General features: G+C 72.0%; 12 protein-coding genes. 2 read left to right on the top strand and 10 right to left on the bottom strand.

From position 1 onward, the window contains the following. Nucleotides 1–550: 550 nt before the first annotated feature. Entirely contained in the window at nt 551–1,561 is a 1,011-nt protein-coding gene (gene trpS, locus ACZ4Z4_RS19570) for a tryptophan--tRNA ligase (protein WP_468328497.1), read from the top strand. A 96-nt stretch (nt 1,562–1,657) separates the two neighbouring features. Here the strand turns inward: trpS and proC are convergent, their stop codons facing one another. From proC to ACZ4Z4_RS19595, 5 genes are all read right to left on the bottom strand, one after another. Continuing rightward, on the bottom strand, nt 1,658–2,482 hold the full coding sequence (proC, locus tag ACZ4Z4_RS19575; protein ID WP_468328498.1) for a pyrroline-5-carboxylate reductase: 825 nt from the start codon (nt 2,480–2,482) through the stop codon (nt 1,658–1,660). A 93-nt stretch (nt 2,483–2,575) separates the two neighbouring features. Further along, a complete protein-coding gene (locus tag ACZ4Z4_RS19580) occupies nt 2,576–3,313 on the bottom strand; it encodes an ABC transporter permease (protein ID WP_468328500.1) in 738 nt (245 codons plus the stop codon). Beyond that, nucleotides 3,310–4,140, bottom strand: a complete 831-nt coding sequence (locus tag ACZ4Z4_RS19585; protein ID WP_468328502.1) for an ABC transporter ATP-binding protein — start codon at nt 4,138–4,140, stop codon at nt 3,310–3,312. Before ACZ4Z4_RS19585 ends, ACZ4Z4_RS19580 begins: the two co-directional genes overlap by 4 nt. A 74-nt stretch (nt 4,141–4,214) precedes the next feature. Further along, nucleotides 4,215–5,006, bottom strand: a complete 792-nt coding sequence (locus ACZ4Z4_RS19590) for a class I SAM-dependent methyltransferase (protein WP_468328504.1) — start codon at nt 5,004–5,006, stop codon at nt 4,215–4,217. Nucleotides 5,007–5,108: 102 nt separating this feature from the next. Then, nucleotides 5,109–5,633: an EamA/RhaT family transporter gene (locus ACZ4Z4_RS19595; RefSeq protein ID WP_468328506.1), complete on the bottom strand. Its 525-nt coding sequence runs from the start codon at nt 5,631–5,633 to the stop codon at nt 5,109–5,111. 194 nt (nt 5,634–5,827) lie between these two features. Here ACZ4Z4_RS19595 and ACZ4Z4_RS19600 point away from each other — a divergent pair, with 194 nt between their 5' ends. Then, complete coding sequence (locus ACZ4Z4_RS19600; RefSeq protein ID WP_468328508.1) at nt 5,828–8,116, top strand: serine/threonine-protein kinase; 2,289 nt, start codon at nt 5,828–5,830, stop codon at nt 8,114–8,116. A gap of 75 nt (nt 8,117–8,191) precedes the next feature. On the opposite strand, the gene ACZ4Z4_RS19605 is transcribed toward ACZ4Z4_RS19600, so the two are convergent. From ACZ4Z4_RS19605 to ACZ4Z4_RS19625, 5 genes are all read right to left on the bottom strand, one after another. After that, nucleotides 8,192–8,542: an SH3 domain-containing protein gene (locus tag ACZ4Z4_RS19605; protein WP_468328510.1), complete on the bottom strand. Its 351-nt coding sequence runs from the start codon at nt 8,540–8,542 to the stop codon at nt 8,192–8,194. 144 nt (nt 8,543–8,686) lie between these two features. Next, nucleotides 8,687–10,540 carry a dihydroxy-acid dehydratase gene (gene ilvD, locus ACZ4Z4_RS19610; RefSeq protein WP_468328512.1) on the bottom strand — a complete coding sequence of 618 codons (1,854 nt, stop codon included), beginning with the start codon at nt 10,538–10,540 and terminating at the stop codon, nt 8,687–8,689. A gap of 194 nt (nt 10,541–10,734) precedes the next feature. After that, the gene (locus tag ACZ4Z4_RS19615) at nt 10,735–11,367 is read right to left on the bottom strand and encodes a TetR/AcrR family transcriptional regulator (RefSeq protein WP_468328514.1); all 633 of its coding nucleotides are present in this window, start codon (nt 11,365–11,367) and stop codon (nt 10,735–10,737) included. Next, complete coding sequence (locus ACZ4Z4_RS19620) at nt 11,364–12,188, bottom strand: sugar phosphate isomerase/epimerase family protein (RefSeq protein WP_468328516.1); 825 nt, start codon at nt 12,186–12,188, stop codon at nt 11,364–11,366. The genes ACZ4Z4_RS19615 and ACZ4Z4_RS19620 overlap by 4 nt, the downstream gene beginning before the upstream one ends. A 123-nt stretch (nt 12,189–12,311) precedes the next feature. Continuing rightward, nucleotides 12,312–13,244 carry a Ppx/GppA family phosphatase gene (locus ACZ4Z4_RS19625; RefSeq protein WP_468328518.1) on the bottom strand — a complete coding sequence of 311 codons (933 nt, stop codon included), beginning with the start codon at nt 13,242–13,244 and terminating at the stop codon, nt 12,312–12,314. Nucleotides 13,245–13,252 lie beyond the last annotated feature (8 nt).

Raw genomic sequence — 13,252 nt, forward strand, 5'->3', positions numbered from 1 at the left:
CCGGCCTTTCGGCTTTCGCGTTTCCCTTTCCGGCGGTTCCGACTCTATCAGATCCTTTCGGGCCTGACTCCCAGTCAGCGGGAGGTGTCTTCGCGACTGTTGGGCCGTTCCGACGAGTGAGACTTTAGCGGAATCTCGGCTCCCGACCTAATCGGGGGCACCCTTTCGAACGCCGATTCCTCATTTCGCAAATACGCATGAAAACGAGCCGAAGGCGAGTCCCCGAAGGGCGCACGACGTCGATCGCTTGAATGGTTCTTGCGGAATGGCTGCCCGGGGACCGACCATGTGGTCGACGCTCACGTCGGGCAACTCGGAGAACACTACGTAGCGGCTCCGGGGGTGTCAACTCCTGACGGCGGGCCTCTGGAGGGCTACCCTGGCGGACGTGACTACACGTGCGTACGCCCAACTGTGGTGGGCCGCCTGACGGCGGCCGTACATACGCATGTACTCGACGGCCGCCGCTTCGGCGGCCGTTCTCGTTTCTCCCCCTGGAGGACCCGGAGCCCGGCCGCCGGGCCGGCGGTCCTGACCAGGAGGCGGAGAGATGACGAGGATCTTCAGCGGGGTCAAGCCGACGGGACACCTGACCCTGGGCAACTATCTGGGAGCCATCCGACAGTGGGCCGAGGTCGATCAGTACCGGGCGGAGGCGCTCTTCAGCATCGTCGACCTGCACGCGCTGACCGTGGAGCACGATCCCGGGCGGGTGCGCAGACTGAGCCGGCAGGCGGCGACTCTGCTGCTCGCGTCCGGGATCGACCCCGGGCGGGCCACCGTCTTCGTCCAGAGCCACGTGGACGAGCACGCCCGTCTCTCCTACCTGCTGGAGTGCGTCGCGTCCGACGGCGAGATGCGGCGGATGATCCAGTACAAGGAGAAGTCGGTCCTTGAGCAGGCCCGGGGCGGGAGCGTGCGGTTGTCGCTGCTCACCTATCCGGTGCTGATGGCGGCGGACATCCTGGCGTACGACGCCGACGAGGTGCCGGTCGGTGATGACCAGACCCAGCATGTGGAGCTGACGCGGGACTTGGCGGTGCGGTTCAACCAGCGCTACGGCCAGACGTTCGTGGTGCCGCGGGCCACGCCGCCGAAGGTCGCGGCGCGGGTCATGGACTTGCAGGACCCCACGTCGAAGATGGGCAAGTCCCACGACACGGGGGCCGGGATCGTCTACCTGCTCGACGAGCCGGACGTGGTGCGCAAGAAGGTCATGCGGGCCGTCACGGACAGCGGCAGCGAGGTCGCGTTCGACCGGGAGTCCAAGCCGGGGGTCTCGAATCTGCTGGAGATCCTCGCGGCTTGCCGGGGTGGGGACCCGGAGGCCTTGAGCGGTGCGTACGACTCGTACGGCGCACTGAAGAAGGACACCGCCGAGGCCGTGGTGGAGCTGCTCAGGCCCGTGCAGGAGCGGCACAAGGAGCTGGTCGCGGATCCCCCGTATGTGGAGGAGGTGCTGCGGCGGGGAGCCGAGCGGGCACGGGGCATGGCCAGGCCGACGGTGGACGGCGCCTATCGGGCGATCGGGCTGCTGCCTCCCGCGCGTGAGGACCGGTAGCCGGGCGCGGGGGTGACGTGAGCCGGTGGTGGAGGCGGGGTCCCCGGTGGGCCCCGCCTGCGCCGGGCGCTTCGTGGGTGTCGGCCCGTGGGGGCGTCAGCTGTTGTTGCCGGTGGCGAGTTCGCGGCTGCGGTCGCGGGCCGCTTCGAGGGCTGCGATGAGGGCCGCGCGTACGCCGTGGTTCTCCAGCTCGCGGATGGCGTTGATCGTCGTGCCGGCGGGGGAGGTGACGTTCTCGCGGAGCTTGACCGGGTGTTCGCCGCTGTCGCGGAGCATGACGGATGCGCCGACCGCGGCCTGGACGATCAGGTCGTGGGCCTTGTCGCGGGGGAGGCCGAGGAGGATGCCCGCGTCGGTCATGGCCTCGACGAGGAAGTAGAAGTACGCGGGTCCGGAGCCGGACAGGGCCGTGCAGGCGTCCTGCTGCGTCTCGGGCACCCGGAGCGTCTTGCCGACGGCTCCGAAGATCGCCTCCGCGTGGGCGAGTGCGGCGGCGGAGGCGTGGCTGCCGGCGGAGATGACGGACATGCCCTCGTCGACGAGGACAGGCGTGTTGGGCATGACGCGGACGACCGGGGTGGCCTCGGCGAGGCGCTCCTCGATGAAGGCGGTGGTGATACCGGCGGCGGCGCTGATGACCAGGCGGTCGGGGGTGACGTGCGGGGCGAGTTCGTCGAGCAGCTTGGCCATGTCCTGGGGCTTGCAGGCGAGGATCAGGGTGTCGGCCTGCTTGGCGGCGTCGGCGTTGCTGACGGGGGTGACGCCGTAGCGGGTGCGGAGCTCGTCGGCGCGTTCCTGACGGCGGGTGGTGACCAGCAGGTCCGCCGGTGCCCAGCCGCCGCGGATCATGCCGCTGAGCAGGGCTTCACCGATCTTTCCGGTGCCGAGGACTGCGACTTTCTGGCTCGTGCTGCTGCTCATGAACGGTGGCCTCCGGGGTTGCGTCGTCCGGGGGCCATCCTCGCACTGGGGTGCCGGGAGGAGCGGGGGTGTCCGGTGGGCGGAACGCCGGGGTCAGGCGGTGCGGCGGCGCAGGGTGGCCGCGCCGAGGGCCAGGACGAGGAGTGCGCAGCCGGCGACGATGACGACGTCGCGGACGAAGTCGCCGGTGATGTCGGGGTTGCGGAGGACTTCGTTCATGCCGTCGACGGCGTACGACATGGGGAGGACGTTGGAGATCCATTCGAGGACCGGCTGCATGTCGGCGCGTGGTGCGAACAGGCCGCAGAGGAGGAGCTGGGGGAAGATCACCGCCGGCATGAACTGGACGGCCTGGAACTCGGAGGCGGCGAAGGCCGAGACGAAGAGCCCCAGGGCCGTGCCGAGGAGGGCGTCGAGCAGGGCGATCAGGAGCAGCAGCCAGGCGGAGCCGGTGACGTCCAGGCCGAGGACCCACAGGGCGAGTGCGGTGGCGAGGGTCGACTGGACGACCGCCAGGGCGCCGAAGGCGAGGGCGTAGCCTGCGATGAGGTCGCCTTTGCCGAGGGGCATGGCGAGGAGACGTTCGAGGGTGCCCGATGTGCGTTCGCGGAGGGTGGCGATCGAGGTGACCAGGAACATCGTGATGAGGGGGAAGATCCCGAGGAGGGAGGCGCCGATGGAGTCGAAGGTCTGCGGGCTGCCGTCGAAGACGTAGCGCAGGAGGAGCAGCATCACGCAGGGGACCAGGATCATCAGCGCGATGGAGCGCGGGTCGTGGCGGAGCTGGCGCAGGACTCGGGCGGCGGAGGCGAGGGTGCGGTAGGTGCTCATCGGGGGCTCCTGGGCGGGACGGGGCGGCCGGTGTCGGCGGCGTCGACCAGGTGGAGGAAGGCTGCTTCGACCGTGTCGGAGTGGGTGCGGTCGCGCAGGGCGTCGGGGGTGTCCTCGGCGAGGATCCGGCCTTCGCGCATGAGAAGGAGGCGGTCGCAGCGCTCCGCCTCGTCCATGACGTGGGAGGAGACGAGGAGTGTGGCGCCGCGGTCGGCGGCGATGGTGTGGAAGAGGTTCCAGAGGTCGCGGCGGAGCACGGGGTCGAGGCCGACGGTCGGCTCGTCGAGGACGAGGAGTTCGGGGGTGCCGAGGAGGGCGACCGCGAGGGAGACGCGGCTGCGCTGGCCGCCGGAGAGGTTGCCGGCGAGGGAGTCGGCGTGTGAGGCGAGGGCGACGTCGTCGAGGACACGGGTGACGTGGTCGCGGCGGCGTTCGGCGGCGGTGCCGCGGCCGGGGTCGAGGACGGCCGCGAAGTAGTCGAGGTTCTGGCGGACGGTGAGGTCGTCGTAGACGGAGGGGTGCTGGGTGACGTAGCCGACGCGGGAGCGGAGGGCGGGGGCGCCCGCGGGGTGGCCGAGGACGTTCAGGGCGCCGGTGACCTTGGCCTGGGTGCCGACGATGGCGCGCATGAGGGTGGACTTGCCGCAGCCGGAGGGGCCGAGGAGTCCGGTGATCCGGCCTCGGGGGACGGTGAAGTCGAGGGCGCGCAGGACGGTGCGGGGGCCTCGGACGACGGTCAGCTCCCGGGCAAGGACGGCTGGACTCTCGGGGGCGGGGATGCCCGCTGAAGTGCCGGGGCCGGGGGTCGGGCTTCTTTTATTCATCATGCGATGAATAGTGCGCCCGGCGCCCGGGTCCGTCAAGGCGACGCCGGTGTTTCAGGACCCGGGGAGGCGGATGTTCAGGGCGTGGGGCGGGTGGCGACCAGGAGGTCCACGACGTAGCTCTCCTCGACGACCGCGTCCGGGAAGACCTTGAGCAGTTCGGCGCGCTCCGCCGCGAGGAAGGCGGCGGTGCGTTCCTCGGCGAGGACCAGGAACGCGGAGTGCGTGCCGAGGTTGGCGAGGTGGGTGTCGAGCGGCACGCGGCGGCTCCAGCGGAGCCGGTCGCGGCGGAAGGCGAGCGCGGTCGTCAGGTCGCCGCGATCGCCGGCGCGGGCGGCCGTGCGGTCGGCCGTGCGGCGGGCCCCGTCGTCCGTGCCCAGGAAGCGGGCGATGCGGGTGGTCTGTGCGTCGAGCCACGGGGTCCGGTGGTCGTGGATGTTCCACCACAGGGCGAGGGCACCGCCGGGGCGCAGTACGCGCAGGGCCTCGGGTACGGAGCGTTCCTGGTCCGTCCAGTGCCAGGCCTGGGCGTAGGTGATGAAGTCGGCCGAGGCGTCGGCCAGGGGCAGGGCGTTTCCGTCACCGCGTACGAGGGGGACGTGCGGGAGTGTGCGGCGGAACTGCCGTGCCATGCCGGTGCCCGGTTCGACGGCGACGACGTCGGCGCCCCGGCCGGCCAGCAGAGCGGTGGCGATGCCGGTGCCCGCGCCGACGTCCACCACGCGTGCGCCCGCGAGGGGTCGGTCCGCGAGGTGCTCGACGGCGTCGAAGAGGGCGGGCGGGTAGGAGGGGCGGTAGGCCGCGTACTGGGCGGCGGCCGCGTTGAAGGAGTGGGCGCGGGCGCGTGAGGAGGGGGCTGTGGAGGCCATGGGTCATCGTGGCGCGCGGAGTGACGACCGCTCCAGACCCCCGCTCGCTCCAGACCCACGCTCAGGGTGCGTTGCCCGAGCCGCCCGGCGTCAGGCGTGTCGTCAGCGCTTGCGGTTCTTGCGGGAGGGGTTGCCCGTGCGGCGGGAGACGCGCTTCTCGTAGTGGGTGCGGGCCGCCTCGTACTCCTCGCGGTGGAGTTTCTCGCCGGGGGCCTCCGAGAGGGAGCGGAGGAAGTAGGCGAGGAGGGTGCCGACGAAGCCGATGGCCATCAGGCCGCGGGCCGAGGCCTGGGAGGCCGGGTCGTGGCGCCGGGTGAACCCTTCCCAGGTCCGGCGGAAGGCGACGGCGCTACAGATCGCGAACATCAGGACGACGAGGAGGTTCACGAACCGGCCGACCGAGGAGATGGTCAGGCCCTCGTAGGCGAAGCGCAGCACGAAGCAGCCGGCGACGGCCGCGGCCAGCGAGCCGACGGCGACGCCGGCCCTGCGGGCGCCGTAGCCGCCGTCGTGGGCCACCCACGTCGTCCCGAAGAAGCGGATCGGCTCGGGCTGCGGGCCGGGTGCGGTGGTGCCGGTCGGGCCTTGGGCGCCGGTGCGGCCTTGGGTGCCGGTTTCTTCGCTCACCGTACGATTATGGCCTGCGGTTCCGCGGTGGCCACGGTCCCGGTAACTTCGGTTTCCGCGGTCCCGGGACGCTCCATGCGTACGGGCACGCCCTATTCGTCCCCCGCCTTGCCAGGCCGCACCGCGCGGCGGTTACTTTGGGCTGCGTAAAGGGCGTGGGTTCGCAGTGGGGAACGCGGGGAAGGTCGGTGGGCATGTCGCTCCGTGGCGGAGATCCGGAGGAGATCGGCGGGTACCCGCTCGAGGCGCGCCTCGGTTCGGGCGGTATGGGCACGGTCTTCCTGGCGCGTACGGCTTCGGGGCGGCCCGTCGCGATCAAGCTGATCCACCAGCAGTTCGCGGGCGACGAGGAGTTCCGCATCCGCTTCCGGCAGGAGGTCGCGGCGGCCCGCCGGGTCAGCGGCGCCTTCACCGCGGCGGTGATCGACGCGGATCCCGAGGCCGAGCACCCGTGGATGGCCACCACCTTCATCGAGGGCCACACGCTCGCGCAGCACATCGCCAAGAAGGGCCCCATCGCCGGTGCCGAGCTGCGCCGCCTCGCCATCGGGCTCACGGAGGCGCTGCGCGACATCCACCGTGCGGGCGTCGTGCACCGGGACCTCAAGCCGTCCAACGTGGTCCTCTCCCCCGAGGGCCCCCGCGTCATCGACTTCGGCATCTCGCGCGCCGCGGACCAGCAGACGCTGACCATGACGGGGCGGGTGATCGGCACGCCGCCGTTCATGTCGCCGGAGCAGTTGCAGACGCCGCGCGGGGTCGGGCCGCGGTCGGACGTCTTCTCGTTGGCCACTCTGCTGGTCTACGCGGCCACCGGGCAGGGACCCTTCGACGCCGACAGCCCGTACATGACGGCCTACCAGGTGGTCCATGAGGCGCCGGCGCTCGGCGCGGTGCCCGACGCGCTGCGGCGGGTGGTCGAGCCGTGCCTGGCGAAGAGCCCCGACGACCGGCCATCGGCGGACGAACTCCTCGTACGGCTGCGGGATCTGCCGTCCGACCTGGGTCCGGCCGCCGGTGCCGCGGACGGCCCGCGCAGCATGCGGGAGACGGACACGCAGCACCATCTGTCGACGGAGGACGACACTCCGGTGCCGGGTCCTGCTTCCCCACCGCTCGCGGCGGGAGAGGAACCCAACGGGGCTGAGGGGGCCGACGGCGAAAAGGGGACCGCCGGCGGGCGTCGCGTGCGGCGGCGTTGGCGGCCGGTGCTCGCCGCCGTCGTGGCCGTGGCGGCGATCGGCGGCGGGGCCGCGGTGATGCGGGCGGGCGGCTCGGACGGTCCCGGCGGCACGGGCGGCGCGGGCGGCAAGGAGAGCGACATCGCGGCGGCCGGGGCGCGGCTGCCGGGTGGTTTCGCGCCGTGGCGCAAGGCCGTGCCGGGCGGCCGCGCGGACATTCCGGACGAGCTGCGCTGCGAGGCGCGCGGTGACGCGCTGTTCTGCGGGGGCGGTGGCGTCGTCGCGGCCCGGCTCAGGCTCTCCGACGGCTCCCGTGTCTGGACCGAGAAAAGCCCCGGGGTCCCGATGCAGGGCATGCATCTGGTGGGCGTCACCGACGACACGGTGCTCGGTTACCGCTTCGCGGCCGAGGGCGACGCGGCCAGTCCGCAGACCGAGGTGGTCGCCGTCGACGCGGACAAGGGCAGGGAGCTCTGGTCGGTGCCGTCCGGCGCCCAGTCGACGGCCGTGACGGGACATACGCAGGACGCCGTGGTGATCGGCTCGACCGTCGTCACCGTCGACGCGTCGAACACCCGCTTCGAGGCCCGGCGGGCGCACAGCGGCAAGGTCGCCTGGCAGGAACCATTCCCCTCGGGCACGCAGTGCGCCCCGGTGCCCGCGGGCACGCGGCTGTACGCGATGTGCGCGCCGAGCGCGGAGCTGGCGGCCGGCGAGGTGCGCCACCCCGTCCTGCGCGTCGTCGACCTCGCCTCGGGGAGCCTCGGCAAGGCCGTCGCCGTCAAGGGTCCCGCCATGCCGGTGGGCACCGCGGACGGCAGCCTCGTCCTCCTCCACCCGCGTCAGGAAGGACCTCAGACGGTGGGCTACGACGGGGTGTCCCGGGTCGACCGGGTCTCGCACAAGGTGACGTACTCCCGGTTCCCGAAGGCGTACGACGGGACGCCCGGCATGGCGGACGGCACCGTCTTCATCAGTGGGCGGACCGGGCTCGTCACGGCGCTCGACCCCGCGACCGGCAGGAAGAAGTGGTCCCGGCAGACGAGCGTGGAGGGCCTGTCCGGGCCGGTGGCCGGGGACGGCGACGGGGCGCTGTACTTCAGCTCGGCCAGCGGCCGGGTCGCCGCGCTGTCGTCACGCGGGGGCGAGCCGCTGTGGACGACGGACCCGCGGGCCGACGGCCTGGCGGGCGAGGTGAACGCCGGCCCGCGCGTGACCGTCGACGGGAGCGTGGTGGTCGTGGCGGCCGCGAAGAACACGGTGTTCGCGTTCGACGCGACGAAGCCGCCGAAGTCCGGCTGAGGTCCCGGTACTCCGGGAACCTCGCGGACTCCGGGAACCTCGCGGACTCCGGCGGCCGCACGGTCCGTGCGGGACTCAGCAGCGCGGCGCCACGTACCCGTCGCTGCCCGTGCGGACGTACGTGTCCGAGATGTACCGGCCGCTGCCGATCCTGTCCCACAGGTTCGACGTGCCGGTCGGGCCCTTGACCGTCTCGCCGGGCTTCTGGCAGGCGATGCTGACGCGGGCGCCCGCGCGGAGTCGGCCGACCTTGCCGTACGAAGTGCCGGGGCCCGAGCGGACGTTGACGTCCGCGACGATCGCGTAGGTCCTCGCGGCGGTGGCCTCGACGGCCTCGCCGAGCTCGACGGTCTCAATGGCCTCAGCAGCCCCACCGGCCTCAACCGGCTCGACGGTCACTTCCGGCACCATCACGTTCTCGCTCACTGTGCTCTCCCCCCGTAATCCCGTAAACCCGTAAACCCGTGCACCCGTAAACGGCGGCGCGGGCCGCCCCTGGCGTGTTCTCCACACCAAGGACGCGCCCGCGCCCCAAAAGGTTTCCGTGAACCGGCGAACCGGCCGTACGCGTCAGCCGAGCTTCGACACGTCCCGGACCGCGCCCTTGTCGGCGCTGGTCGCCATCGCCGCGTACGCGCGCAGGGCGGCGGACACCTTGCGCTCGCGGCCCTTCGGCTCGTACACGCCACCGAGGGCCTCGCGGCGGGCGGCCAGCTCCTCGTCGGAGACGAGGAGTTCGATCGAGCGGCCGGGGATGTCGATACGGATGCGGTCGCCGTCCTCGACGAGCGCGATCGTGCCGCCTGCCGCCGCCTCCGGCGACGCGTGGCCGATCGACAGACCCGACGTACCACCGGAGAAGCGGCCGTCGGTGACCAGGGCGCAGACCTTGCCGAGGCCGCGGCCCTTCAGGAAGGAGGTGGGGTAGAGCATCTCCTGCATGCCGGGGCCGCCCTTGGGGCCCTCGTAGCGGATGACGACCACGTCTCCCGGCTGCACGGCCTTGTTGAGGATCTTCTCGACGGCCTCTTCCTGCGAGTCGCAGACGACCGCGGGGCCCTCGAAGGTCCAGATCGACTCGTCGACACCGGCGGTCTTCACGACACAGCCGTCCACCGCGATGTTGCCCTTGAGGACGCCGAGGCCGCCGTCCTTCGAGTACGCGTGGGCGACGTCGCGGATACAGCCGCCCGCGGCGTCCGTGTCGAGGGTGTCCCAGCGCTCGGACTGCGAGAACGCCTCGGCGGAGCGGCGGCAGCCGGGCGCCGCGTGCCACAGCTCGACGGCCTCGGCGGACGCGGAGCCGGAGCGGATGTCCCAGGCGTCCAGCCACTCCTTGATGGAGGGCGAGTGGACGGTGTGCACGTCCTCGTTGAGGAGACCGCCGCGGTACAGCTCGCCGAGGAGCGCGGGGATGCCGCCGGCGCGGTGCACGTCCTCCATGTAGTACGTCGTGTTGCCCGCGACGTTCGGAGCGACCTTGGCCAGGCACGGGACGCGGCGCGAGACGGCGTCGATGTCGGACAGGTCGTAGTCGACGCCGGCCTCCTGGGCGGCGGCCAGCAGGTGCAGGATCGTGTTGGTCGAGCCGCCCATGGCGATGTCGAGGGCCATGGCGTTCTCGAACGCGGCGTGCGTGGCGATGGAGCGCGGCAGGACGGAGGCGTCGTCGCCGTCGTAGTACCGCTTGGTGATGTCGACGACCGTCTGGCCGGCCCGCTCGTACAGCTCCTTGCGGGCGGTGTGCGTGGCGAGGACCGAGCCGTTGCCCGGCAGGGAGAGGCCGATGGCCTCGGTCAAACAGTTCATCGAGTTGGCGGTGAACATGCCGGAACAGGAGCCGCAGGTCGGGCAGGCGTTCTCCTCGATGCGGAGGATGTCCTCGTCCGAGATGCTCTCGTCCACGGCGTCGCTGATCGCGTTGACCAGGTCGAGCTTGCGGACCGTGCCGTCGACGAGGGTGGCCTTGCCGGCCTCCATCGGGCCGCCGGAGACGAAGACCGTCGGGATGTTGAGGCGCAGGGCGGCCATCAGCATGCCGGGGGTGATCTTGTCGCAGTTGGAGATGCAGATCAGGGCGTCGGCGCAGTGGGCCTCCACCATGTACTCCACGGAGTCCGCGATGAGGTCGCGGGACGGCAGGGAGTACAGCATTCCGCCGTGGCCCATCGCGATGCCGTCGTCGACCGCGATCGTGTTGAACTCGCGGGGGATGCCGCCGGCCTCGCGGATCGCGTCGGAGACGATGCGGCCGACCGGCTGGAGGTGGGTGTGGCCGGGCACGAACTCCGTGAAGGAGTTGGCCACCGCGATGATCGGCTTCCGCCCGATGTCGGCCCCGGGTACACCGGAGGCGCGCATAAGGGCGCGGGCGCCCGCCATGTTGCGGCCGTGGGTGACTGTGCGGGACCTGAGCTCGGGCATGGTCGCTCGCTCCTTCAGGGAATGGCAGTGATGCGGCGATGTGGGTGTGGGTCTAGGTGTAGATGTACGACGGACAAGACTGCTGTCGAGCGTACGCCGAGGCTCCAGGATCCGGACAGAGTGTCCGGATGGCGGGACGACCGTCTCACGCCGCGCGACCCTGCGGCCCCGCCCCCCGGCTCACGCCCGCGCCCTCACACCCCCGTCAGATGCCCCTGCACCACCGGGGCGAGCCGTGCCACCAGCTGCTCGACATCCGCCGAGGCCAGCGGCTCGACCTGGATCACGTACCGCAGCATGGCGACGCCCACCAGCTGCGCGGCGGCGAGCTCGGCGCGCAGCTCCGCGTCGGGCAGCTCCAGACGGCGCGCGACGCGTTCGAGGAGCTGGGTGGCGATGAGGCGGCGGAAGATCGAGGCGGCGGTTTCGTTGTTCACCGCGGACCGCACGATGGCGAGCAGCGGGGCGCGCGTCGCGGGGTTCTCCCAGATGCCGAGGACGAAGCGGGTGAGGCGCTCGCCGACCCCGTCGAGCGGGCCCTCCTCGATCGCGGCGGGTGCTTCGAGCGCGGGCGCGAAGGCGACGGTGACGGCGGCCTCGAAGACCTGTTCCTTCGTGCCGAAGTAGTGGTGCACGAGCGCCGGGTCGACCCCGGCGGCCTTGGCGATGCCGCGCACGGACGCCTTCTCGTACCCCCGTGCGGAGAATTCCTCGCGCGCCGCCCGCAGGATCTGGTCGCGCGTCGCGGGGCCGGTCTCCGACTGCGTACGGGACGGGCGTCCCCTGCGGCGCGGAGCGGTCGCCTCCGACGGCGCGCCGCGGGTCATGAGCGGGGCACCCGCACCGCGGAGGCCAGGTGCAGCCGGGTGAAGGCGAGGGCCTCGGCGAGGTCCGCCTCGCGTTCGGCGCTGGACATGGCGCGCCGGGTGTTGACCTCGATGACGACGTGCCCGTCGAAGCCGCTGACCGCCAGGCGCTCCAGGAGCTCCGCGCAGGGCTGCGTGCCGCGGCCCGGGACGAGGTGCTCGTCCTTGGCCGAGCCCCTGCCGTCGGCGAGGTGGACGTGGCCGAGCCGGTCGCCCATGCGGTCGACCATGTCCATGGCGTCGGTGCGGGCGGTCGCGGTGTGCGAGAGGTCGACGGTGAAGTGGCGGTAGTCGTCCTTGGTGACGTCCCAGTCGGGTGCGTACGCGAGCATCTCGCGGTCGCGGTAGCGCCAGGGGTACATGTTCTCGACGGCGAACCGCACGTCCGTCTCGTCGGCCATCCGCCAGATTCCGTCGACGAAGTCGCGGGCGTACTGCCGCTGCCAGCGGAAGGGCGGGTGCACGACGACGGTCGAGGCGTCGAGCTTCTCGGCGGCGGCCTTCGCGCGCTGAAGCTTGGTCCACGGGTCCGTGGACCAGACGCGCTGCGTGATGAGGAGACAGGGCGCGTGGACGGCGAGGATCGGGATCCGGTGGTAGTCGCTCAGTCTGCGCAGCGCCTCTATGTCCTGGCTGACCGGGTCGGTCCAGACCATGACCTCGACGCCGTCGTAGCCCAGGCGCGCGGCGATCTCGAAGGCCGTCGCCGTCGACTCCGGATAGACCGAGGCCGTCGACAGGGCGACCTTCGCATCCGGGATGCGCACCACTGGTTCTGCCACGAGGAACAGCGTACGGGCCCCGTCCGGGCGCCGGGGAGGTGGCCTCGTACCGCCCTGGTCACAGTGCATACCGTCCGCCCGCACCCTGTCCGCTCACACCCCTTCCGCTCACGCCCCGTCCGCTCACGCCGACGGCAGGTGGTCAAGCCTGCGCAGGATCACGCCCTCGCGCAGGGCCCACGGGCAGATCTCCAGCGTCTCGACCCCGAAGAGGTCCATCGCGCCCTCCGCGACGAGCGCCCCCGCGAGCAGCTGTCCGGCCCGGCCCTCGGAGACTCCGGGCAGGTCCGCGCGCTCGTGGGTGGTCATCGCGGCGAGCTGCGGCACCCACTCCTCCAGGGACTTCCGCTTCAGCTCACGCTGTACGTAGAGCCCCTCCGCCGAGCGTGCGGCCCCCGTCAGCCGGGCGAGCTGCTTGAACGTCTTCGACGTCGCCACGATGTGGTCGGGGGCGCCGAAGCGGGCGAACTCCCCCACGGTGCGGGCGATCTGCGCGCGCACGTGCCGCCGCAGCGCCTTCACGTCGGAGGGGTCCGGCGGGTCCGTCGGCAGCCAGGCGGCGGTGAGGCGGCCGGCGCCGAGCGGCAGGCTCGTCGCGGCGTCCGGCTCCTCGTCCATGCCGTACGCGATCTCCAGGGAGCCGCCGCCGATGTCGAGGACGAGCAGCTTCCCCGCGGACCAGCCGAACCAGCGGCGGGCGGCCAGGAAGGTCAGTCTGGCCTCCTCCTCGCCGGAGAGGACCTGAAGATCGACTCCGGTCTCGTCCTTGACGCGGGCGAGCACCGCGTCGGCGTTGCTCGCCTCGCGCACCGCGGAGGTGGCGAACGGCAGCACTTCCTCGACGCCCTTGTCCTCCGCGGCCTCCATCGCCTCGCGGACGACGGAGACCAGACGGTCGACGCCGTCCGCCCCGATGGCCCCGGCGGGGTCGAGGAGTTGGGCGAGGCGCAGCTCCGCCTTGTGCGAGTGTGCGGGCAGCGGGCGCGCACCGGGATGGGCGTCGACCACGAGCAGATGCACCGTGTTCGACCCCACGTCGAGGACACCGAGTCTCATATAAGGAA

The sequence above is a fragment of the Streptomyces sp. NPDC030245 genome, assembly GCF_055572995.1.